Origin of the sequence: Acetivibrio clariflavus DSM 19732, assembly GCF_000237085.1 — a bacterium.
Lineage (GTDB): Bacteria > Bacillota > Clostridia > Acetivibrionales > Acetivibrionaceae > Acetivibrio > Acetivibrio clariflavus.
Window position 1 is genome coordinate 4,608,459 of the sequence record NC_016627.1, and the last position, 21,679, is coordinate 4,630,137.

Consider the following 21,679-nt stretch of genomic DNA (forward strand, 5'->3'; position numbering starts at 1 on the left):
CTTTAAATACCCAATCTTTATATATAATATCACACTTCCCGCCAAAAGAATGAAATAAAAAAAGAAATACCTTTTAAATTTTGACAGATCTGTTTGAAAGTATTATTTTTCAGTTTCCTGATTATATAAAAAAGATTTGGCTGAGAATATAGTGCACAGAGGAAAAAGAAATCGGAAGTAAATGACCATGGATTTACACAACAAATAAAGCTTTTCTGATAATTGCCCCCGAATATCAAAGACTTCTTACTAAATTTCATCAGAAGGTGGAGTCAGCCGATTGTGTAGCAATTACATTCATAGTTGTCGGTACTACAGCAATAAAGCTTCAAGCCAATCGTAACCATATGAGGTCTAATCCCAGAATGAAATTAGAGTATTTCAGGACCAAAGAGGAAACTTTAGAATAGCTGAATACTTTGGGAATATGAAACCTATTTTCTCTTGATTTGTATCGGGAGAAGCCTGAAACTTCAGGATTCCTATTATACCCTATATTTTTTATGATCCGTATTTTATTCCTTTTCGTTAATCTCCTTAAAAGCCTCATTATAAGCCTGCGTAGTTCCTTCATCAAAACAAACCATATACACTTTTTCTATACTGTCATTATCCTCCAAAAATTTGGATATTTCCAGCATAGCAATCTTTGCAGCACGATTTACTGGGAAACGGTAAGCACCTGTACTAATAGACGGAAACGCAATTGTTTTTATTCCATTCTCTGCAGCAAGCTGTAAAGAATTTCGGTAACAAGATGCAAGCAATTGTTCTTCGTTTTTGTGTCCGCCGCGCCAAATTGGACCTACTGTATGTATAACATACTTTGCCGGCAATTTATACCCTTTTGTAATCTTAGCTTGCCCAGTTTCACATCCGTTCAATTTTCGGCACTCCTCCAAAAGTTCCGGACCGGCAGCCCTGTGGATGGCTCCGTCAACTCCCCCACCTCCAAGAAGCGTATTGTTTGCAGCATTTACTATAGCATCAACTTCAACCTTTGTTATATCTCCCTGAATTATATAAACTTGTCCCATTATCATCTCCCTTTCCACCCTTTGTATAATGCCATTATATAACATTTAGCTTCAATGTAAAATATTAAAGCATTCAGAAATATTTTCATACTTTGAAAAAAGTATTGATAGTACATTAAATGTTTCTATTCATTAATACCTTTATTTGTGATATAATATTAACATGGTTACAATATCAATATTAACATAAAATTGTTTCATCAATGACTGTGTGGAGGTAAATTAATGCAAGCAAAGCAAAATATAAATATTGAAAAGATTATTAAAAATGTTACCGCTTCACTTGCAATTGAGGGACTTAAGCCAAGCAAAGATGCCGTTACTATAAATCGTCAGTTTCTTGAAGGTAAAATAAGCAGTAAGGAAGCAATAAACAAAATTAAAGAAAAATACATTAAGGTTACGGTAAAATAAGATGAGTAACGATTCACTATCAAGATACAGTAGATACGGAAATACACAATCTATATATCACTATCCGAATACCGAAGTATATATTAACAAGCTGGGAATAAAAGATCCCGATATTCTGTTGTCGATAGAAAACGATTTAACATATCAGAGGCTTTCGGAACTTCATCTCCATCCCATGAAAGGCCGTTTCGGCAAAACCCATTTGCTGAATATACACAAATACATTTTTCAAGACCTATACCCGTTTGCAGGAAAAATCAGAAAAGAAACAATATGGAAAGGCAAAACACAGTTTTGTGATTGTCGCTTCATTTCTGAAAATTTAAATTTATTGTTTTCAAAACTTAAGGCCGACAAGTTCTTTGTTGGTTTAAACGTAGAAGAGTTTTGCACTAAATCGGCATCTTTTCTTGCTGAACTAAATATGATACATCCCTTTAGGGAAGGTAATGGCAGGGCAATTCGCGAATATTTCAGATGCCTGGCTCTTAAATGCGGATACAGAATAGATTGGTCCCTGACCGATAAAGATAAGTTGTTAAATGCATTTATATATGCAGTGGATAAGTATAATTCAAGGCTGGTTGAGTGCGTTTACGATATCATTGAAAACAAATAAGCATTTAAGAATATCCCAATCAATTCAACCGAGAAAAAACTCTAAATCAGCTAACTATATTCATGTAAAACATCTTATATTCTTAAACCTACACCCGTTATTTCATTCACAGATAATGTTTCAAATTTATTTTGAAAGTTGTAAAATTAAATGCCGTAATATAATAGAAAACTCATAGTAATCCATTGAATAATGTTTAACGACCAAGAATAACATAAGCAAAGAAACCCAAGAGTTATAAATTAATAATAACGCAGAATAAAAAAACCTTGAAACATTGATTTAACTCTGCTTCAAGGCTTTATTTTTAGAGTCCAAAACCCAAACCAAACTGGTGCACTCATCCTTATAATTGAGGTTGTATATCAATATCAATATAATCTATTTTATAACCAAAGATAGAATCAACAAAATATACATTATAATTAACTAGATATTTTTTTCCGTTTAATTCAATCGGTTTGTTATAGGTTAAAGTATAGCTACTAGTTAATTTTTCAGGAGGCTGAATTTGCTGAAATATCTCATCTGCATCAAACCAAGTCTTAATACTTCTGAACGTTTTTTCATCTACTAAACGTCTTAGTCTTGATGAAAGAGATTTGTAACTGATTAATCCATTTTCATCAAATGATGCGGTATAACCCTCTCCAATTAATGTAGCTGACATAATCAAATTATTGCAATTATTTTTTCTGATTATCAAATAGCTTACCGTTAGACTTCCAATTAATATAGCTATTAAGATTATTATGGAACATCTCTTTTTCATAATTGTCCCCCAACTCAGTACACTTATGAGTGTAGTTATCTTATCAATTCACCAGTTATGGTATTTATAATTATTTTACCAAAATGGAAGCCTTGAGTATTGAATTCTTTCTGATCATGTTTTTCATTTCCTGTATCAATTTTTCTCCAGTTGTATTTTATCTTTTTAATCTTTTACTACATATTTCTACCGTTATACCTTCACTATTTTTTAAAATAAATGGTATACCACATAAGGTTTGAATAAAGTTTATAGTGCTAAATAACTTTATACTATTTCAACACCAATAAATTGTAATTCACATCAAGTATTGTAGGGTTTGAGAATAAGCAAAAACCCCTGAAGTACTGAATACTTCAAGGGTTTCATTTCTGGAGCCCTCAACCAGGATCGAACTGGTGACCTCATCCTTACCATGGATGCGCTCTGCCTACTGAGCTATGAGGGCAAACAAACCTCGGTGGAGCGGGTGATGGGAATCGAACCCACGCAGTCAGCTTGGGAAGCTGATATTCTACCATTGAATTACACCCGCCTAAAAATCGAAGCATATAAAATTATACCACTAAAACTCATAATAGTCTAGTGGTAATTTGTTCATTTACTTAAATTATTGCTTAGATTCTTCAAGATATTTTTCCAATTTACGTTTTACTCGCTGTAGCGCATTATCAATTGATTTTACGTGACGATCCAGATCATTTGCTATTTCCTGATAAGATTTGCCCTCAAGATACAAGGACAGCACCTCGCACTCCAAGCTGCTAAGGATTTCTCCCATTTTTTCTTCAATGTCCAAAAACTCTTCCCTGTTGATAACCATTTCTTCAGGATCATTTATAGCGTCTTCACTAATAATATCCATGAGGGTGCGATCGGATTCGTCATCAAAAATTGGCTTGTTTAAAGAAATATAAAAATTTAAAGGTATGTGTTTCTGTCTTGTTGCTGTTTTAATAGCAGTAATAATCTGCCTTGTAATGCAAAGCTCGGCAAATGCTCGGAATGATGAAAGCTTGTCCTCCCTAAAATCCCTTATAGCCTTATAAAGTCCGATCATGCCTTCTTGTATAATATCCTCTCTGTCTGCTCCGATTAGAAAATACGTTCTTGCTTTGGCACGTACAAAACCTTTGTATTTATTGATCAGGTATTCGAGGGCTTTTGCATTTCCAGCTCTGGTTTCATCTATTATTTCTTCATCTAGCATTGAAGCAAAAGATCTAACTACTTCAACTTGCACATTTGACTTCAAAGTAATGCCCCCTCTTGTTATAGATTAATTACTATAAATATAGAGAATAAATGCTGTAAGAATAGAGGATAATATATAATGCCCTGCAAATTATGAAGTCAAAGGTTCTTACAATAAGGCATACTACGATTATTATATTTTAAAAAGAATACTGTGTCAAGAACCCTTTTAAAACCAAAGTTGCCTGCCTTTTGAGGGTATTCTATCTATCCAATAGCCTTTTAAAATGCCTTACATTTAATCAGCCTCCTTTACAATATAACACAGAGCTGTAAATTTTTACATATATGTTCTATTGCCTTTGGAGTATTGATTAATGCCCCTCTCTCATATATATATATCGACAACTTTTATTTTTTTTGTATAGCTAATTTTCAAAAATAAAAAAAATTATTTAATTTTCTGCTTTTTTATATAATATAATATACAAAAATTAACTTTAATGCCAGCAATTAGAAAAATTAACCTCCCGATAAATATGCGGAAGGCAGTATTTTCAAGTTCTATTCTAAAACATTATCCTCATTAATAACATCATTATAACTAGTAGGCGGCAATAGCACAATAACTCAATTTAAGGAAATTCAGACTTCATTTGCTCCTTTGCTTTAAAACTTCATACATAACTATCGCACCGGCAACTGCTGCATTAAGGGATGAAATTTTTCCCTTCATAGGGATGTTTACAATAAAATCACATTTTTCACTGACAAGTCTGCTCATTCCCTCCCCTTCACTGCCTATTACCAAAGCAACCGGTCCTTTTAAATCTGCTTCAAAGAAAGACTTTTCCCCCGACAGATCCGTACCGACTATCCATAAATTCTGTTCTTTGAGATATTCAATGGTCTGGCTTAAGTTGGTAACCCTGGCTACCGGAACATACTCTATTGCACCTGCCGATGCTTTTGATACAGCTGCAGTAAGACCAATGGCTCTTCTTTTGGGTATAACAACACCATGGGCACCAACGGCATCTGCAGTCCTCAATATTGAGCCCAAATTCTGGGGATCGGTTATTCCATCCAACAATATAACAAAGGGATCCTCACCTTTGGATTTTGCAATTTCAAGGATGTCTTCCACTTCGACATATTCCTTTGCAGCCACGAAGGCAATTACTCCTTGATGGGCATGGGTTGCAGATATCTTATCTAAGCTTATCCTGTCGGTTTCCTGAACAACAATTCCCTTCTCCCTTGCAAGGGCAATTATTTGCTTAATCGATCCTTCCTTGTCACCTTTCGATATCAATATCTTATTTATAGTCCTATCGGCCCGGATAGCCTCAAGAACAGAATTTCTTCCTTCAAGCATATCAGTACTTTCATTCACATCTTTGTTATTTTCCGCTATATCAATGTTTCTGTTATCTCTTCGAAACTTATTCTTATTTAAATCTCTTTTTTTATTTGCCATTTTATTCCACACTCTCTCTTATAATCTTTATTAATATTCATATCACAAATAAGTATTTTACATACATCCTTACAAGAACAATATCTTCAATTATCTAAAACGGCCAAAAAAATTCAGAGTACCAATCAGCCCTCTGAAATAGCCATCTTTAAAATTTCCATCAACCGATCATTATCTCTTTTCAAATACAGATAACCAATCAAAGACTCAAAACCCGTTGCATATTTATATTCAGTAACATCGGCGTTCTTTGGGATAGTACCCGATTTGGCATTTCTTCCCCTTCTTACCACATCAAGTTCATCAGGATTAAGCTTTTCCATAATACGGTGAATAATATCCGATTGTGCTTTAGCTTTTACATATTCAATAGAACGCTTATGAAGTTTATGCACAGGTACATTACCTTCACTTATTAAATAAGTACGTATAAAAACCTCGTACACGGCATCTCCAATGTAGGCCAACACCAGAGGTGCCATGTTATTTATATCACTTTCACTGAAATTAAACTGATCTAAAATTTTATCAAAGGTGTTTTCAATCATAAATTCATTCCTTAAATCCGAATTTTTTACTTGTGCCCCTATTAAGAACAGCTGTTAACAATAGAGGCACTTCAAAATACTATATTCTCTTCCATTTTACTCCCTGTGGAGTATCCTCAAGAACAATTCCCATATCCTTTAACTTGTCCCTTATTTCGTCAGCCAACTTCCAATTCTTTTCCTTCCTTGCCTGCTGTCTGAGATTTATAAGCTCTTCTATCTCACTGTCGAGTTTGTCTTCTTTCTGCTTCTGTGCTATACCCAATACGCCCCCAAGTTCCCTTATCAATGAATGGGAGAAATCGATTATCGCTCTGGAAGACTTCGAATTTGCAGTAATATTGGAATTTACCTCCTTAACTATATCAAATATTGCTGCAATAGCATCGGCAGTATTGATGTCATCGTCCATAGCCTCTATAAACTTTCCTTTTAGTCCAAGGAGTTTGTTTTGAAATTCCTTTTCTACCTCGGACATCTCCCTGTCCTCTGCATGCTCCCTTAAATACAAAAGGTTGTCAATGCAGTTGTATATTCTCTCAAGGCTGTTTTGCGCCTGTTCCAACAGTTCCAAACTGAAGTTTATAGGACTTCTGTAGTGTGCCGACAGCATAAAAAAGCGTATTACCTCATAATCGAATTTTTGTGCAATTTCCCTTACTGTAAAGAAATTTCCCTCAGATTTTGACATCTTTTTATTATCTACATTTATGAATCCATTATGCATCCAATACCTTGCAAACGGTTTACCGGTAGCTGCTTCACTCTGTGCTATCTCATTTTCATGGTGAGGGAAAACAAGGTCCTGACCTCCGCTATGAATATCTATAGTCTCACCAAGGTATTTATTGGCCATGGCAGAGCATTCAATATGCCATCCTGGTCTTCCCTTGCCCCAGGGACTATCCCAGGCCGGTTCGCCGGGCTTTTGCGCCTTCCATACAGCAAAGTCCATTGGATCCTGTTTTCTTTCATCAACATCTATCCTTGCCCCAAGTTCCAAATCATCAAGGGACTGATGTGAAAGCTTGCCGTATTCCTTAAACTTTTTGGTACTGAAATATACATCTCCGTCTACATTGTATACAAATCCTTTATCCTCGAGCTTTTTTATAAGTTCTATTATAGCATCAATATTCTCGGTTGCCTTAGGATGTACAGTTGCCTTGCCAATACCAAGACCTTCCGCATCTATAAAATATTCATTTATAAATTTTTCAGCCAATTCCTTTACGGTTATACCTTCTTCATTCGCCCTTTTAATCATTTTGTCGTCTATGTCGGTAAAGTTTTGCACAAATTTTACTTTATACCCCTTATATTCAAGATATCTTCTGACTGTGTCAAATATAATGAATGGCCTTGCATTTCCAATGTGGAAATAGTTATATACCGTCGGTCCGCAGGAATACATCTTGACTTCCTTTTCATCTAAGGGTACGAACTCTTCTTTCTTTCTTGTCAAAGTATTATAAATTTTCATTATTATCTCCTTCCTTTGCTTCCGTTTTGTACATTTCTTCAAAAATCTCCCTCGGCATCTTCTTAATGGTCTCATCTATTTTAATACCGTGCTCTTTAGCTACAATATTCTCTAAATTTTCAATCCTTTGAATTATCTTGCACAATTCCTGGGCAACGGGGTCCGGAATATTTACATGGTCAAGCTCGAAAGACGGACTAATCTTCTTATTTCCTCTTCTCACTGCCTTCCCGGGTACTCCCACCACTGTTGTGTTAGGTTCCACCTCACTTAACACAACAGCATTGGCCCCTATCCTAGAATTATCCCCAACCTTAAAAGGACCGAGTATTTTTGCACCCGTACTTATCAACACATTATTACCTATGGTAGGATGCCTTTTACCGACATCCTTCCCCGTTCCACCAAGGGTAACATTATGATATATTGTACAGTTGTCACCAATTTCTGCAGTCTCGCCAATGACAACACCCATTCCATGATCTATAAAAAGACCTTTCCCTATTACAGCTCCCGGATGAATTTCAACACCGGTAAGAAATCTCGATATTTGAGAAACCAAGCGGGCAATAAAAAACATTTCTTTTTTGTAAAGCCAATGGGCCAAACGGTGAAAACATACCGCATGAAATCCGGGATACAGCAAAATTACTTCAAGAACACTTTTTGCTGCCGGATCTCTTTCAGCTATTGACTTTGCATCATCCAACATTTGCCTAAACATGGCCAAAACCCCCGAAAATTTTTAGATTATGATTATATTTCCCACTAGAGTTTCTTAACATAACATAATTTAAGCTCTTTTTATATACCTTCCAAATCTTTTCAATTCGAAAGGATAAAATGCTTTTCATTGCCTTTATTTAAATATTTTTTAATATCCGGTATATAATGTTAAAACCTATTGCCTATAAAATCATCCCCTATCAAAGTATATGAAAGGGTTCAAATTCATAATACCTTGATAAAAAACCTGTTTAAATTAAAAAACCTCCTATAAAAATTATAGAGGCGTTTTAATTTCGCGGTTCCACTCTAATTGGGAAAACCCATCTTATTCGCATAACGGAGCGTCTCCGTGAAAGTCTACTCTGTACCTTTTGTACGTTTTCGACCTTCCGATTCATGGGTGCACTTCACCTGTCCATTGCCCCGGAGATGCTTTCAGCCGCTGACATCTCCTCTCTGCAGGGGGTAGGCAGATTACTCTACCCAATCATCATCTTTAACCAATTGTAATCGGTTATTTATTATAACATTTTACCAAAGACATGGGATAAAGTAAATATAATAAAAGTTATTCCTTTCATAAATCAAAAACGCAAATAATAGAAAACAACAATTGAATAAAAAAAAGATAATTATCAATAATATTAGTGAAAAGCATTTTGTTGCATACGTTAACGAAAGGATGTGATATATAATGGCTAATTTTAATTCACGGGCAGAAGGCTATGGTATAACGCACTTTATTATCAGGCTCGTGGTGGGTGCAATTGTCCTCGGAGTAACTGCAGCACTGACTCCCGGTTTCACAATTTCCGGAATTTGGCCGCTGCTACTTGCCACGGTAGTCCTTGCTGTTTTAGACTATTTGGCACTAAAGCTTCTTGGTGTAAATGCCACCCCCTTTGGCAGAGGAATTGCCGGTTTTATACTCGCTGCAGTAATAATATATGTAACCCAGTTTTTCATTGTAGGATACAATGTCACTTTAGTTGGTTCAATAATAGGTGCGTTAATTTATGGAATCATTGATGCAATAATTCCCGGAAAGTCAATGTAGTGCAATAATAAATTATTGCTGAAGCATTATTAATTTTACTACATTAAATTACAATTGGTATTTCGCATAAGAAATTTGAGGTCAATAGCCAGATATATATAATTTCCCAAAGGTAAGAATCATACTGAAAACAAACACAAAATTAAGGCTTTGGAAAACCAAAGCCTTAATTTTGTTATATTTGATACCCAAAATGCCGTTTCTCCTATATTTCGACACCTAGCCCCTGCTAGGTGGGTGTCCTGTTGACAACCGCTGTCTTCCCCTGCCGTTGCACACACCTTAAGGCATGTGGCGGAATTATCTTGAGGCCTGACATATGGTTATCAAACTCCGAACTCCCTTTCGTCAAATGTAGGTTCAAAATTATAGGATCTTTCGAACATCCCAGGCTTTTGAATTAAACTGTTGTCTAATTACAAACTTATTATATCATCAGACAAGCTGTCAAAACAAACAATGCTATATACATTTAAAGTCTGTAAACAACGGATATTTTTATTAAACTTTCTTATTCTTAATAAATCTAATTCTCTTATTGTCTTATAATTTTAAATGCTTTAAATTCAAATATTTCAGGACTTTTTTCCTTTAATAACCATGGTAATATAATCCACATCTCAGTTCAGATATGTCCAAACCTGCTTTAGTTTATTTATACCTAAGTGCCTATCTTGTTTTCCCTTGCATAGTAAAAAAGATACTGCTGTGCAAAACCTGCCAAATCTCCAAAATACTCTCTCGCAAACTTCTGAATCTCACCAAAACCTGCCTCTCTTTTAAAATAAAGTTCTCCCATTACTCTCCTTACCCATACATCTGTCGGAAAAACGTCATATTTTGTACCGCTGTAAAGCAAAACACAGTCAGCAACCTTAGGTCCCACACCAGGAAATTTCATAAGTTCTTCCCTTGCACTGTCGGTATCCATTTGAGATAACTGCTTAAGGTCAACTTGTCCTACGCTTACCATTTGGGAAGAATTCAGGATATACTTGCATCTAAATCCGCCCTTACAAACTTCCAGCTCTTCTACGTTAGACTGTGCAAGCTTATTTACATCGGGAAAAGAGTAATATTTATTCCCATCCATCATTAATTCATCTCCATATAATCTCGCAATTATCTCAACTGTCTTCATTATTCTGGGAATTCTGTTATTGGCCGAAATAATGAAAGATATTAAAGTTTCCCAAATATCCTGTTTTAAAAGCCGTATACCCCAGCCAAAATCAATGGCTTTCTGCATAATATCGTCTTTCATCACAGCTTCTTTGACTTGACCATAATCCCTTCCCAAATCAAAGTAGTCAAACCATATATTTTTAAAATCTTCCAAATTGGTGTTCTTCAACACAAGTACACCATCATCAATACTTACATTAATTACTTTTCCCTTTGCAACCCCTGTATAGCTCCCATCTTCCTGCCTAATCCATCGAAAGCACTGCCCGCACTCAAAAGTATGTACAGCATTAAAGTCTTTTATATTTTCTACAATAATGCTGTTTTCTTCCTGACTTATTTTATATCCCTTGTACTCCATATCATCACCGTATTCCATATTATCATTTATTACAATTTTCATTAATACTTTTGCTATATATAATACCCTTTTTTTCTGCTATAATTTATAATAACGCAATAGTTTTAACTACTAATAAAAAAATAATCTGAAAGGATATTATTTATGAAGGAAAAGATTTATACAATACCGGTTACTGATGCTTTCAAAACCGAATGTGAATGTCCTCTCTGCATATTGGAAAAAAAGCTTGAAGATGAAAATATTGAGTATGTTTTAGGCCCTTTTCTAATGGAACCGGATGGAAGAATGATAACCAACGAAAAGGGTTTTTGCAGGCTTCACTATGAAATGCTTTATAACACACAGGCAAACCGGTTAGGTTTAGGTCTCATTATAGATACCCACATGTGCGAGCAAAATTCGAAATTAAAAAAGGCATACGAAGAAAACGTTGAAAATCTCAGGAAAGAATCGGAGATATCAATGATTAAGAATCTCTCCGCAAAGATAACCTCCAAACAGACTGAAACCGGCAAATTCGTCGACCAGCTTGTAGACATGCTTTCCAATTTGGAAAACTCCTGCACCATTTGCAACCGTTTGGAACAGACCATGGACAGGTATATTGATGTAATTTTTTATCTGTATTTTAAAGAAGAAGAATTCAAAAACCTGTTTAATAAGCAAAAGGGTTTTTGTCTGAAACACCTCAGGCAATTATTGATAAGTACTAAAAAGTATCTAGGTCCTAAAGATACTGCAATTTTTGTGAACAATCTCATATCGATACAGATACAAAACATGGAACGCATACAAAAGGAAGTAAACTGGTTCACTAAGAAATTCGATTACCGCTATAATGACGAACCTTGGGGAAATTCAAAGGATGCTTTGTTAAGAAGCATACAAAAATTAGTAGGCCACTGCAATCTTAAATAAAAATTTTTGTATAAAAAGTGCACTTTAGCATTCTGAAAATTAGAAATACTAAAGTGCACTCGGTATCCTTTTCTGATCTACTACAAGACCCTTAGCAGTAACATCCAGCCTCTGTATATTTAAAGCTGTGAGCCTTTCAACTTCCTCAGCAACTTTCTGCTGAACCTCTTTAAGCAAAGGCCTTATCAAATATCCATAAATCAAGATTAAATCCATTTCTATATATATTCCATCAATATGATTTTCAGCCCTGAATCGGGATATTCTGCTTACCCCTTCAATCTTAGATGTGACATGTTCCACTATCTGATATATGGCATAATCGGAAATAGTGTAATTTCCCATATAACTGAAAGTGGGCCTTACAACCGATTTCTCACCTACCAGTTGAAATCTTCCTTTTCCTTTTCTTCTAAATACCTGCAAAGGGTCTAGAAAGTAACCGGAAAAGTCCTTTTTTATTTCAAAGGTGGGAACGGGTATAACATGCTTGCCTTGTTCCCTTCTTGTGGCAAGGGCCTGTTTAATTTCAAACTCGGTTGCCACATCCTGTATATATATTCTTTCAGATACTTCAGGCAGCCCAAGCCGTTTTACTATGGCATCAACCATACCGTCGGATGTACCTAAAACAAGCACAGATTCAGGTTTATAGATTTCAAAGGCACGTTTCATCTCGTTGGCATGAGCATCGTCTGTAAATAAAGCTCTCTTTATTGATGCAATTTTCGTCTTTTCCTTTTTAGCTGAAGTTCCCGCTATTATGCGTGCACCTTTAATAAGTATACCATCATCTATTATGCATTCAATATCACGTTCCCTTGCAACCCAAACCGACCTGTGGCTTTTGCCTGTACCACTTGGACCAATAAACCCTACAACTCTCAAGGATATACCTCCAGTATGCTGTGTATATATTTCTCACGTTATATTATATATTTTTATAAATCATTATGTTTCTGAAAAGTTCAATAATATTGATTAATTTTACAGAACCTTGGCATCTATCCTAATATACATAATATTCTCCAATACCGCCAAAGTCCCACATATTTCTAGAGCACAGCACTTTTCGCAACAATATTTAATTTGAATTTTAACATAAAATTTCTTATAACTTCAAATATGCAATTCATTGAAAAGTGTTATCCTGTAAAGCTAGAAAAAGATAAAGAATCTTAAAACGGGAAAAAGAGAGTTAATACTCTCTTTTTATATTTCCCGAATATTTATCTTTGGTTTTTCCCAACGTTTTCATTAGCTACTTGTTTTCACTTATCTTCCGTAGAAGATTAAAAAACAACAATTTATAATAACCAGAAGATTTGAGCTATGAAACCAATATTAATATGCCAGCAAAGCTTTGATATTAAAGAATTTCACAGCTGCCACTTAACATACCTGATCAAAAGAAGCTAAATTCCAGCTTTAATTAAATATACTGTTTAAAATCCGCCAATAAATTAAAGTATATTTATAAAGGTTAATATCTATATTATGTACATTTAAAAAATTAAATATACATCATATTGTGTTTTCTAGGTATATTTTATCATTTCATCATATAAAGTCAATATAATTTGATAAAAAATCATGTAGTAAATTAGTACTATTTGTCCCAATTTGCCATATTATGTCAATATAAATTAGTTATTTTTCTGAGCAAAAAACGAAAATTGCTGTTAACAACAGAGTTAGCAGCAATTTCGTTTTACAGCTTACCTAATGTTGTTTTTATTTAAATTCCGGTATTTTTTTGAGTTCTTAGCTTTTATTCTCGCTTCTGACCAATTTTACTGAACACAGCTCGCAATCGGGGCAAATAACAGCTTTACCCCAAAACACGTTTTTAATTGTCTCCAAAAGTTCTTTGTTCCGAAAATTATCAGCACTGTGAATGATTACTTTTTTAGGAGCCATAGTTATAAGTGAACTAACCAGCAAATCATCATAGTTTATTTCGCCTTCAGGTATGTCACTCATAAACTCCTGGATACACTCATTTGTTATTTCCTTCTTTTTTTCATCTAAAAGGATATATTTGTTGTCATAGTCCACCAAAACATGAATTACGTTAAATTTAGGTTCCTGTATATCAACAAAATACCTTAAAAGACGAATAAATTCCTTATATTCCCTTTCGGTAAGGAACTCATCCACGGCTTTGTCAACAATTTCCTCCAAGTCTTTTATATAGTCTTTAAGGCGGAAGTTAACAAAACCGTCAAGTATAACTTTGTTCGAACTCTCAAAATAATCAACTAGCTTTTTAATTATTATATTCCTTCTCCTAATTTGAAATAAACTGTTTAAAAAGTTCTTATCGTCGTTTTTAATAATTAAAAGAGCTAATCTCAATATCTCTTTCTTTTCTATAGAATTAAAATAGCAATAGTTGCTATTGATTATTCTGAGAAGGAGTTTTTCCTCATACTCTTTAATTATATAATCTGCCAGGCCATTTGATATACTCAATATAAGTTTTTCATATTCCGGTGTGTATTTTTCTTCCTGATTAATTGTACATATTACAGAAGTTGAGCCATCTATATCCACACTGTCAATCACAGTACAATCCTTGCTTGAAATATTTAACTTTTCCAGCTCATTAGTTATATATTCTTTAACACTTTCTGCACAGTCATTAACCCCAATACAAAGACACTGCATCAACTTCACATCCCTTCAAACGTAGTATATGTCTTAGTAATTTGTTGTATGCAGTAAGTGATATATGCAATTATTACCATACTAATTTTGATTTTCATGTTGTTATTCTCTCTATTATCGGACATATTAACCTTACTTATGCATTCCAGATTTTCTTACTACATTATATGCAAATAAATATAGTAAGTTCCAGGTACATCCGACTTCTTCAATAGCTGCAAACAGGAATTAATGACCCGATATCAACAACCTGTTGACCGGATAACGATATAATCTTTTTACCTTTATTGCTAACAAATTCCATAATTTTGCTATAGCTTTCCAAACTTTCAAGCTTTCCGGCTACAGCCCACTTATCTTTATCTATTAAACCCGAACTGCCTCCTATAAATCCATAGTCAAGTCCAGGCAGCAATATATTTTTTTCTTCAATAACCAAAACATCCAATCCTTTTCTATCGGCAACCCTTGCAATCCCTTGGTCCATAGTTATAATAGAATTCTCATCCACAACAGAAATTGCACATTTGGCATATCCTTGATTTATATGGACCAATTCCAAATCAAGTTTTAGAAAAAAGTTTTTTAAAACTTTATCTGTATACTTGGTATTATGAAATACAAATCTTCCTACTCTTGCCGCATTATAAGAAATATTCCCCGGATATTTGCATTTTAATTCTGTTTCTCCCCGTATCATTTGAAATCCATATCTTTCAAGCTCTCTAACAATATCTATCGATGTACCCGGTGCATAGACTATTTTGGATCCGCCTATATGATGCAAAAACATATCGGGATGGAACGCAACAGAATCATATAAAGAGGGATGTGCTTTGGTCTTAATAATATTAATTCCATTGTCAAAAAGCCCTTTCTCAACACTATCGTTTATTCTGCCGTCAACAATCGCAAGGGTAACTTTTCCTTTAGGTATATTTGGAATATCTACATAGTTCATGCTTATAACTCCACATTTTTGCAGTCTTTTATTACTCAATATTTTATAATATCATATTTTCAGTATCCGTAATTGTTATACTCATATACTGATTAAGTTCATGTTCGGCTAACTGGCATAAATATTTATTTAATTTACATATAATTATCTTATCACACTTTATTGATAAACTTCATAATATAAAACTAGATAATACAAATTTATAAAATTAGCAAAAAATCTAAGAAAGTACTTTGTTAAATTCTATTTGAAATTTGTAAAAAACGTTAATTATTATCTTCATAGTTACATAAATATAATATGGAAATCAACTTTCGTTAATATTTACCGTATACTATATTAACATCCCACACCGCTTTACAACAATGTGTTCCTTTTGCCCAAAAAAGTTTATAGTGCATTTTAACATGGTAAATGTTAAAAAGCACTAACTGTCAGTTACCTCCGGGTAATTGTCAGTTATTTAAATAAAACAAATTATTTTCTTAAACAATATTATAGCTATTTAATTCTATTAATATTTAAAACATTTATGGAAACAATACTATATAAAAGCTATTATATCTCTATTATATAAACTATCAATTGGGAGTGATATTATGACAACTATAAACTGCTCATCCAATTGTATTCATCAAAAAGACGGAAAATGTTCTCTCGATAATGTCGCCATGAATTCGACATTAAGCACTAAAGACTGTATTTTTTATGAGGAAGATGTAAAAAAGAAGAAAAAGGAATAGCAGTTGCTCCTTTCCATATTAAGTGCTATAATGAACTTAAGCAGTTTTCTATTTAAAAAACCAAGGTGATTATTATGCTATCTTCGGAAATCAAGAAGCTATCTTCCGATATACTAAGCGAAATAGTGTCTTTAAGGAGAACAATTCATAAAGAGCCGGAATTAGGCTTTAAAGAATTCAAAACTTCAACCCTTGTTGCCAATTACTTAAACTCTCTGGGACTTAAAGTAAATAAAGGTATTGCCGGTACAGGAGTCATTGGGCTTTTAGAAGGAAAATCCCCGGGGAAAACTATTGCAATCAGAGCCGACATGGATGCTTTACCAATTACCGAAGAAACCGATTTGCCATATGCTTCTTCAATCCCTGGAGTCATGCATGCTTGCGGTCACGATGTCCATACATCAATAGTTCTTGGTACCGCAAACATACTCAGCAAATTCAAAAATCAAATAAAAGGTAATATAAAATTCATATTTCAGCCTGGGGAAGAAGGATTGGGAGGAGCAAAAAAAATGATTGATGAAGGTGCTCTCGAAAATCCAAAGGTGGACGCAATAATTGCTCTTCATATAGCACCAAACTGTAAAACCGGACAAATTTCTATATGTTCAGGTCCCGTAATGGCATCTCCCAGTGAATTTACAATAGAAATAAAAGGCCGTGGAGGTCATGCTGCTGAACCTCAAAAAACTATTGATCCTATTATCATAGGTACAAACATCATTAACCTTTTTCAAACTATTGTGTCAAGAAACAAAGACCCATTAAAAAGTGCGGTATTATCCGTTACCAGTTTTCAAGCCGGAAACGCTTTTAATATTATTCCGTCAAATGCTTATATCAAAGGTACTGTGAGAACCTTTGACCCATTATTGGATGATGAAATTTATAAGAGAATGCACTCAATAATTTCCTCTGTAACCGGTGCAATGGGTGCAGAGTATTCTTTTAATTATAGGAAAAGTTACCCTCCCGTTATAAACAATAAAGAAATAGTGGATATAATCGTTAAAGCTTCATCAAAAATTATTGGCAAAGAAAATTTAATATTGAACAAGCAAGCATCCATGCTCGCCGAGGATTTTTCGTATTATTCCAATGAAATACCCGGTGCTTTGTTTAATTTAGGATGCTCGCACCCATCGTGGACTCATTTTGAAAACCTGCACAGCAGCAAGTTGGTGGTAGACGAAAATTGTATTTCTACAGGCATGGAAATATTCTCTCAAACCGTTATGGATTTTTTTGAGAATAATATTTCCTAATGCCCTCATAATTATTATCTTTAGCATTTATACTTTTACATTTTTTAATGAAATTTGTCAATTAATGCTGTTGATTAAATCCTTTAAATCATTCAGTCTGTCATGGGGAATAGCAACCCCTTTTTGGCTTGGTTTAAATTCCTCACTTTGTCCATCTGTCCAAAATACTCTTATGTCAATATATTTCTTTCCGCCTTTTTAACCTTTTTAATCTGTATTTCTTCACGACTATTTTTTTCAATTTTTCCGATTAATTCTTCACTGTCCCAAAAACCAGCCATAGTAATACCTCCAAATAGTTAAATTTAAAATACGGAATAATCTTAACAAAATTGCTTACAATAGTAAATAGTACATATTTTTCAATACATCATTCGAAAAAATCTCGGCAATAATACACATATAAAAAATAAGAAAGGAAGTTGTAGCTATGAATAGAACACCCTTAGATAGACTAGCTCTAGTTATAGTTGTAATTGGAGCATTAAACTGGTTATTGGTAGGACTTTTCCAGTATGACCTTGTAGCCGCTTTGTTTGGCGGTCAAACATCATTTTTATCCAGAATAATTTATTCTATTGTAGGACTTGCCGGTCTGTACAGCATTAGTTTACTCTTCAGGGAAGTACCTGCTGTAAGAGATAAGGTATAACAGCAATTTACACGTTAAAGATGCCTGTTTTAGTTTAACAGGCATCTTTAACAACTTATCTACATATTTCAGAGGTAAATTGCCTTTTTAAAAATAAATTCACTCTTTGCTCTCTGCTTTAATACCCCAGTTTTTAATATTACAATTGCTGCCATGCAAATCAGTACATATATCAATGTATTTCGACAGTATTAATTTATCCTTTTCGGTTAGCCTTACATTTAACTTTTTCAATTTCATAACAAATCCCCCCAGTAATTCAAACAAATCTTCCTTTGTTTTTAAATAAAATATTGTTATATATATACCCTAACCAGTTCACTGTATAACATGGAAAAATACACGTTTATTAGCATCATTTTCACCTTATAAAAATAAATTTAATGCACATTATATTAATACACTATCAAATAATTGATAGTGAATAAGATAAAAGGAGGCTATAAATATGGCTAGCAACAGCAAAACAAAGTTTGATAAATTGAAATATGAAGTAGCTTCTGAAGTTGGCGTTAACTTAAAACAGGGATACAATGGTGACATCACTGCCAGAGACGCAGGTAGAATAGGTGGAAATATCGTTAAGAAAGTCTTCCAGGCATATACAGGAAAGAACTATCAATAATGGATAATTACAAATAAAGTTTTGAATAAAGAAAAAAGGGTTGTTTTTACAACCCTTTTTCCTAATATAAAACTCAAATTTAACTCTCAGTTTTGCCAATCCTGAGAGCGGATGCAAAACCTAAATTTTACGAAAGGTTGATAGTTTATGAAAAATAACCCAAATAAAAAAGCAGTCTTAAAAGATATTGTCACAGAAGAGACAGTTGCTGTCTATCCCTACAATGTAGAAGGAAGTCAAGAAGAAATTGAAAAGAAAGTATTCGACTGGTATTATGCGCAAGGCTGTTCAAATGAAGAACAACTTCCAAAGCTGTTCGTAGATATAGTATCGGAATAAAAGTTTAGGCAAAAAATTTTTCTTCATATTTTAATAAAAAATTTATGTCCATACAGAAAATGTACCAAAGGGGCATTTATGCCCCGCTAATTTTGTAAGCTTTCAGTTCATTGTCTAAATTACAGCATTTTGTAAACATCAAATAGAATCCTTTAATTAAACTTCAAAAAAAAACACCTTCTTTTATATAATTGTCGGTAAAAACAATTGATAAAAGAAGGTTGGACCTTTTTTAATCTTCTTCCCAATTGTGATAAACATTTTGCACATCGTCTAAATCTTCTAAGTGTTCAATGAGTTTGTCCATTAACTCAATCTGTTTCGGGTCAGTGAGTTTTGTCATGGTTTGCGGTACCATTTCCACTTCTGCCTTGATAAATTCATAACCTTTATTTTCAAGGCCTTCTCTCACCTTTGAAAAGTCCTCCGGTGCAGTAATAATCTCATAGTATTCCTCATCGGTCGAAAAATCTTCCGCACCATACTCAAGGGCTTCCATCATCAGGTCATCCTCATTAATTTTGCCGTTCTTTTCTATAAGGATAACCCCCTTTTTATCAAACATAAAAGAAACACATCCGGTAGTTCCAAGGTTACCGCCAAATTTGTCAAAATAATGCCTTACGTCAGCAGCTGTCCTATTTCTGTTATCAGTCATGGCTTCAACAATAACTGCTACTCCGCCGGGACCATATCCCTCATAAACAATTTCCTCGTAATCGGTATTGTCTACTTCACCGGCAGCTTTTTTAATGCATCTCATAATATTTTCATTAGGCATATTAGCAGCTTTTGCTTTGGCAATAACATCCCTTAATTTTGAGTTGGACTCGGGGTCAGGTCCTCCTTGTCTTACAATAACGGCAATTTCCCTGCCCAATTTGGTAAATATTTTAGCCCTTTGAGCATCAGTTTTTTCTTTCTTACGCTTTATATTGGCCCATTTTGAATGCCCTGCCATAAAACCCCTCCATAAAAACTTTTAATAAAACATTCCTATAAGATTATAATATTAAAATGCTAATTTATAAAGCTTTTTTGACACTTATATTATATTTTATAATGTTTTTTTAAATTATCTATTTACATATTTGGAATTTTTATATAAAATATGTATAGTTTTTATATTCCATACAATTATTATGTTGTTCTTCATACACATTAATCTGTTGCAGATAATACCATATTAAGGAATGATGTTAATTGGGCAAGAGACAAGTTGTGAATGTATACATAAGAATCATTAATATTTTGTTAATTGCAGCACTCTTAGCGTTAAATTTGTGTTATTTCATCGAATCTAAAGAAGTTAACATAGGTTTCAGACGGACGAGTTTTTTTGTCCCAATTGAGTACATTTCATTAATAACAGTTTGCCTTTCTTTGATACTTTTACTTTTAGACATAACCAACTTAATAACCAGCCATTATTTTTACAAAAAAGAAAAAATCCAGGAAAAAGCTAAACTTATCAAATACCAGAAAGCAATTGACGTTCAATACAAATTGTTAGAGAAAATTGCTTCGCTTTATGACAATACTGTCAAATGCACCAATGAAAAATCCGAATTCTTTTATAACATGTCTCATGAGCTAAAAACTCCTATAACAGTCATATTAGGTGCAATTCAGCTTATAGAACAGAACAGGGTGCCACTTGAATATGACCGGCGAAAATCCAGCAAGCACATTGTAACTATAAAGCAAAACTGTTACAGGTTGCTTAGATTAATAAACAACATGCTTGATCTTAGTCGGATTGAATCTGGCTATATAAAATCCAACATGGTTAATTGCAATATAGTATATCTTATAGAAGAAATTTGCCAATCGGTAATACCCTATTCGGATCAGAAATCCATAACCCTTGAATTTGATACTATGGAGGAAGAAATAATTACTGCTGTGGATGTGGATAAAATCGAAAGAATAATACTGAATCTCCTGTCAAACGCAATAAAATATACAAATAAGGGTGGAAAAATTTCAGTCGTAGTATCAAGAGAAGGTGAAAATGTGTATATAAGTGTAAAAGACACAGGTATCGGAATACCGAAAGATAAGCAAAAAAGCGTATTTGAACGGTACCAGCAAGTGGACAGTTCTCTAACCAAAGGAATTGACGGATGCGGTTTGGGTCTATCTATTGTAAAGTCTTTTGTAGAACTTCACGGAGGAAGTATAAAAGTAAATAGCGAACCTAATATGGGCAGCGAATTTAAAATTTCTCTTCCAATTAAGCTTGTCGAGACAACTGACTGCGATACTCCAAAATGTGTAAAAGACAACCAGAGAAGAATAATAGAAGCCATAAATATTGAATTTTCAGATATATATAACATTGCAGCGGAAAATCCTATTAAAGTAGTAAATTCCGCTGCAATGAATAGATGATTTCATCTTTAGTCTATTTCAAGTCTTTCAAAATTTATCTAAGCCTTTTTATAATTCAAAATATATAAATTTAGCTTTTTAAAAGTTAATTTTGTAATTTTAAACAATTATGTTAAGACTAATTTTCCACTTTGCAAATTTTTCAAAAAAATTTAATCAAATTATATAGCTTTATGAAATATATCTTTATGAAAACAGCCCGTGTCTTATAATATCTTTTCAACATT

At 33.7% G+C, this 21,679-nt stretch carries 24 protein-coding genes, 2 tRNA genes, 1 other RNA gene and 1 other annotated feature; of the genes, 10 read left to right on the forward strand and 17 right to left on the reverse strand.

The annotated features are described in order from the left end of the window. Nucleotides 1-515 precede the first annotated feature (515 nt). Entirely contained in the window at nt 516-1,037 is a 522-nt protein-coding gene (locus tag CLOCL_RS19410) for an O-acetyl-ADP-ribose deacetylase (protein ID WP_014256909.1), read from the reverse strand. Nucleotides 1,038-1,262: 225 nt separating this feature from the next. On the opposite strand from CLOCL_RS19410, the gene CLOCL_RS19415 reads away from it, so the two are divergent. Continuing rightward, complete coding sequence (locus tag CLOCL_RS19415) at nt 1,263-1,451, forward strand: antitoxin VbhA family protein (protein ID WP_014256910.1); 189 nt, start codon at nt 1,263-1,265, stop codon at nt 1,449-1,451. A gap of 1 nt (nt 1,452) precedes the next feature. Continuing rightward, nucleotides 1,453-2,070: a Fic/DOC family protein gene (locus CLOCL_RS19420; protein ID WP_014256911.1), complete on the forward strand. Its 618-nt coding sequence runs from the start codon at nt 1,453-1,455 to the stop codon at nt 2,068-2,070. 346 nt (nt 2,071-2,416) lie between these two features. Here the strand turns inward: CLOCL_RS19420 and CLOCL_RS19425 are convergent, their stop codons facing one another. From CLOCL_RS19425 to epsC, 8 genes are all read right to left on the reverse strand, one after another. Continuing rightward, nucleotides 2,417-2,842: a hypothetical protein gene (locus CLOCL_RS19425; protein WP_014256912.1), complete on the reverse strand. Its 426-nt coding sequence runs from the start codon at nt 2,840-2,842 to the stop codon at nt 2,417-2,419. A gap of 372 nt (nt 2,843-3,214) precedes the next feature. Beyond that, nucleotides 3,215-3,290 (reverse strand) — tRNA-Thr (locus CLOCL_RS19430). Nucleotides 3,291-3,303: 13 nt separating this feature from the next. Next, nucleotides 3,304-3,377 (reverse strand) — tRNA-Gly (locus tag CLOCL_RS19435). A gap of 75 nt (nt 3,378-3,452) precedes the next feature. Next, entirely contained in the window at nt 3,453-4,097 is a 645-nt protein-coding gene (gene sigH / locus CLOCL_RS19440) for an RNA polymerase sporulation sigma factor SigH (RefSeq protein WP_014256913.1), read from the reverse strand. Between the two features lie 591 nt (nt 4,098-4,688). Beyond that, nucleotides 4,689-5,414 carry a 23S rRNA (guanosine(2251)-2'-O)-methyltransferase RlmB gene (rlmB, locus tag CLOCL_RS19445; RefSeq protein WP_420805136.1) on the reverse strand — a complete coding sequence of 242 codons (726 nt, stop codon included), beginning with the start codon at nt 5,412-5,414 and terminating at the stop codon, nt 4,689-4,691. Between the two features lie 227 nt (nt 5,415-5,641). After that, nucleotides 5,642-6,064 (reverse strand): Mini-ribonuclease 3, encoded by a 423-nt coding sequence (locus CLOCL_RS19450; RefSeq protein WP_014256915.1) that lies wholly within the window; start codon nt 6,062-6,064, stop codon nt 5,642-5,644. A gap of 79 nt (nt 6,065-6,143) precedes the next feature. After that, nucleotides 6,144-7,547, reverse strand: coding sequence for a cysteine--tRNA ligase (cysS, locus tag CLOCL_RS19455; RefSeq protein ID WP_014256916.1), 1,404 nt, complete (start codon nt 7,545-7,547; stop codon nt 6,144-6,146). Continuing rightward, the gene (gene epsC, locus CLOCL_RS19460; RefSeq protein ID WP_014256917.1) at nt 7,534-8,271 is read right to left on the reverse strand and encodes a serine O-acetyltransferase EpsC; all 738 of its coding nucleotides are present in this window, start codon (nt 8,269-8,271) and stop codon (nt 7,534-7,536) included. The genes cysS and epsC overlap by 14 nt, the downstream gene beginning before the upstream one ends. Before the next feature lie 280 nt (nt 8,272-8,551). Beyond that, nucleotides 8,552-8,776, reverse strand: a binding site (T-box leader). A 194-nt stretch (nt 8,777-8,970) separates the two neighbouring features. Between epsC and CLOCL_RS19465 the strand changes: the two genes are divergently transcribed. After that, entirely contained in the window at nt 8,971-9,333 is a 363-nt protein-coding gene (locus CLOCL_RS19465) for a phage holin family protein (RefSeq protein WP_014256918.1), read from the forward strand. 181 nt (nt 9,334-9,514) lie between these two features. On the opposite strand, the gene ssrS is transcribed toward CLOCL_RS19465, so the two are convergent. Continuing rightward, a non-coding RNA gene (gene ssrS, locus CLOCL_RS21830) (6S RNA) lies at nt 9,515-9,730 on the reverse strand. Nucleotides 9,731-9,994: 264 nt separating this feature from the next. After that, nucleotides 9,995-10,879: a DNA-3-methyladenine glycosylase family protein gene (locus CLOCL_RS19470; RefSeq protein WP_027622247.1), complete on the reverse strand. Its 885-nt coding sequence runs from the start codon at nt 10,877-10,879 to the stop codon at nt 9,995-9,997. Nucleotides 10,880-11,023: 144 nt separating this feature from the next. Here CLOCL_RS19470 and CLOCL_RS19475 point away from each other — a divergent pair, with 144 nt between their 5' ends. Beyond that, nucleotides 11,024-11,800 (forward strand): DUF6062 family protein, encoded by a 777-nt coding sequence (locus CLOCL_RS19475; protein ID WP_014256920.1) that lies wholly within the window; start codon nt 11,024-11,026, stop codon nt 11,798-11,800. A 48-nt stretch (nt 11,801-11,848) separates the two neighbouring features. On the opposite strand, the gene CLOCL_RS19480 is transcribed toward CLOCL_RS19475, so the two are convergent. The 3 genes from CLOCL_RS19480 to CLOCL_RS19490 form a co-directional block, all read right to left on the reverse strand. Then, complete coding sequence (locus CLOCL_RS19480) at nt 11,849-12,688, reverse strand: Asp23/Gls24 family envelope stress response protein (protein ID WP_014256921.1); 840 nt, start codon at nt 12,686-12,688, stop codon at nt 11,849-11,851. An 876-nt stretch (nt 12,689-13,564) separates the two neighbouring features. Then, nucleotides 13,565-14,470 carry a putative sporulation protein YtxC gene (gene ytxC, locus CLOCL_RS19485; protein ID WP_014256922.1) on the reverse strand — a complete coding sequence of 302 codons (906 nt, stop codon included), beginning with the start codon at nt 14,468-14,470 and terminating at the stop codon, nt 13,565-13,567. Between the two features lie 208 nt (nt 14,471-14,678). Beyond that, entirely contained in the window at nt 14,679-15,431 is a 753-nt protein-coding gene (locus CLOCL_RS19490) for a DUF6873 family GME fold protein (RefSeq protein ID WP_014256923.1), read from the reverse strand. 599 nt (nt 15,432-16,030) lie between these two features. Here CLOCL_RS19490 and CLOCL_RS22720 point away from each other — a divergent pair. Continuing rightward, nucleotides 16,031-16,174 carry a hypothetical protein gene (locus CLOCL_RS22720; RefSeq protein WP_014256924.1) on the forward strand — a complete coding sequence of 48 codons (144 nt, stop codon included), beginning with the start codon at nt 16,031-16,033 and terminating at the stop codon, nt 16,172-16,174. A gap of 74 nt (nt 16,175-16,248) precedes the next feature. Continuing rightward, entirely contained in the window at nt 16,249-17,442 is a 1,194-nt protein-coding gene (locus tag CLOCL_RS19495; protein ID WP_014256925.1) for a M20 metallopeptidase family protein, read from the forward strand. A 57-nt stretch (nt 17,443-17,499) separates the two neighbouring features. Here CLOCL_RS19495 and CLOCL_RS23445 read toward each other — a convergent pair whose 3' ends face one another. After that, a complete protein-coding gene (locus CLOCL_RS23445; protein ID WP_338029070.1) occupies nt 17,500-17,622 on the reverse strand; it encodes a PC4/YdbC family ssDNA-binding protein in 123 nt (40 codons plus the stop codon). Nucleotides 17,623-17,872: 250 nt separating this feature from the next. Here CLOCL_RS23445 and CLOCL_RS19505 point away from each other — a divergent pair, with 250 nt between their 5' ends. Further along, nucleotides 17,873-18,094, forward strand: a complete 222-nt coding sequence (locus CLOCL_RS19505; RefSeq protein ID WP_014256926.1) for a DUF378 domain-containing protein — start codon at nt 17,873-17,875, stop codon at nt 18,092-18,094. A 99-nt stretch (nt 18,095-18,193) separates the two neighbouring features. On the opposite strand, the gene CLOCL_RS22725 is transcribed toward CLOCL_RS19505, so the two are convergent. Then, nucleotides 18,194-18,334 (reverse strand): hypothetical protein, encoded by a 141-nt coding sequence (locus CLOCL_RS22725; RefSeq protein ID WP_014256927.1) that lies wholly within the window; start codon nt 18,332-18,334, stop codon nt 18,194-18,196. A gap of 208 nt (nt 18,335-18,542) precedes the next feature. Between CLOCL_RS22725 and CLOCL_RS19510 the strand changes: the two genes are divergently transcribed. Continuing rightward, nucleotides 18,543-18,719, forward strand: a complete 177-nt coding sequence (locus CLOCL_RS19510; protein WP_014256928.1) for an alpha/beta-type small acid-soluble spore protein — start codon at nt 18,543-18,545, stop codon at nt 18,717-18,719. Between the two features lie 147 nt (nt 18,720-18,866). Continuing rightward, nucleotides 18,867-19,058: a hypothetical protein gene (locus CLOCL_RS19515; RefSeq protein WP_014256929.1), complete on the forward strand. Its 192-nt coding sequence runs from the start codon at nt 18,867-18,869 to the stop codon at nt 19,056-19,058. Nucleotides 19,059-19,290: 232 nt separating this feature from the next. Here the strand turns inward: CLOCL_RS19515 and CLOCL_RS19520 are convergent, their stop codons facing one another. After that, nucleotides 19,291-20,019, reverse strand: coding sequence for a YebC/PmpR family DNA-binding transcriptional regulator (locus tag CLOCL_RS19520; RefSeq protein WP_014256930.1), 729 nt, complete (start codon nt 20,017-20,019; stop codon nt 19,291-19,293). Nucleotides 20,020-20,261: 242 nt separating this feature from the next. On the opposite strand from CLOCL_RS19520, the gene CLOCL_RS19525 reads away from it, so the two are divergent. Then, nucleotides 20,262-21,452 (forward strand): sensor histidine kinase, encoded by a 1,191-nt coding sequence (locus CLOCL_RS19525; RefSeq protein ID WP_014256931.1) that lies wholly within the window; start codon nt 20,262-20,264, stop codon nt 21,450-21,452. The last annotated feature ends 227 nt before the right edge of the window (nt 21,453-21,679 follow it).

Excerpts from the sequence above, each read along its gene's own strand:
- CLOCL_RS22725 (WP_014256927.1), bottom strand. The coding sequence starts at position 18,334 with ATGAAATTGAAAAAGTTAAATGTAAGGCTAACCGAAAAGGATAAATTA.
- CLOCL_RS19450 (WP_014256915.1), bottom strand. The coding sequence starts at position 6,064 with ATGATTGAAAACACCTTTGATAAAATTTTAGATCAGTTTAATTTCAGT.
- CLOCL_RS19510 (WP_014256928.1), top strand. The coding sequence starts at position 18,543 with ATGGCTAGCAACAGCAAAACAAAGTTTGATAAATTGAAATATGAAGTA.
- CLOCL_RS19415 (WP_014256910.1), top strand. The coding sequence starts at position 1,263 with ATGCAAGCAAAGCAAAATATAAATATTGAAAAGATTATTAAAAATGTT.
- CLOCL_RS22720 (WP_014256924.1), top strand. The coding sequence starts at position 16,031 with ATGACAACTATAAACTGCTCATCCAATTGTATTCATCAAAAAGACGGA.
- CLOCL_RS19515 (WP_014256929.1), top strand. The coding sequence starts at position 18,867 with ATGAAAAATAACCCAAATAAAAAAGCAGTCTTAAAAGATATTGTCACA.
- CLOCL_RS19410 (WP_014256909.1), bottom strand. The coding sequence starts at position 1,037 with ATGGGACAAGTTTATATAATTCAGGGAGATATAACAAAGGTTGAAGTT.
- CLOCL_RS19425 (WP_014256912.1), bottom strand. The coding sequence starts at position 2,842 with ATGAAAAAGAGATGTTCCATAATAATCTTAATAGCTATATTAATTGGA.
- CLOCL_RS19505 (WP_014256926.1), top strand. The coding sequence starts at position 17,873 with ATGAATAGAACACCCTTAGATAGACTAGCTCTAGTTATAGTTGTAATT.
- CLOCL_RS19520 (WP_014256930.1), bottom strand. The coding sequence starts at position 20,019 with ATGGCAGGGCATTCAAAATGGGCCAATATAAAGCGTAAGAAAGAAAAA.
- CLOCL_RS19420 (WP_014256911.1), top strand. The coding sequence starts at position 1,453 with ATGAGTAACGATTCACTATCAAGATACAGTAGATACGGAAATACACAA.
- CLOCL_RS19490 (WP_014256923.1), bottom strand. The coding sequence starts at position 15,431 with ATGAACTATGTAGATATTCCAAATATACCTAAAGGAAAAGTTACCCTT.
- CLOCL_RS19470 (WP_027622247.1), bottom strand. The coding sequence starts at position 10,879 with ATGGAGTACAAGGGATATAAAATAAGTCAGGAAGAAAACAGCATTATT.
- CLOCL_RS19495 (WP_014256925.1), top strand. The coding sequence starts at position 16,249 with ATGCTATCTTCGGAAATCAAGAAGCTATCTTCCGATATACTAAGCGAA.
- ytxC (WP_014256922.1), bottom strand. The coding sequence starts at position 14,470 with ATGCAGTGTCTTTGTATTGGGGTTAATGACTGTGCAGAAAGTGTTAAA.
- cysS (WP_014256916.1), bottom strand. The coding sequence starts at position 7,547 with ATGAAAATTTATAATACTTTGACAAGAAAGAAAGAAGAGTTCGTACCC.
- epsC (WP_014256917.1), bottom strand. The coding sequence starts at position 8,271 with ATGTTTAGGCAAATGTTGGATGATGCAAAGTCAATAGCTGAAAGAGAT.
- CLOCL_RS19465 (WP_014256918.1), top strand. The coding sequence starts at position 8,971 with ATGGCTAATTTTAATTCACGGGCAGAAGGCTATGGTATAACGCACTTT.
- rlmB (WP_420805136.1), bottom strand. The coding sequence starts at position 5,414 with ATGCTTGAAGGAAGAAATTCTGTTCTTGAGGCTATCCGGGCCGATAGG.
- CLOCL_RS19475 (WP_014256920.1), top strand. The coding sequence starts at position 11,024 with ATGAAGGAAAAGATTTATACAATACCGGTTACTGATGCTTTCAAAACC.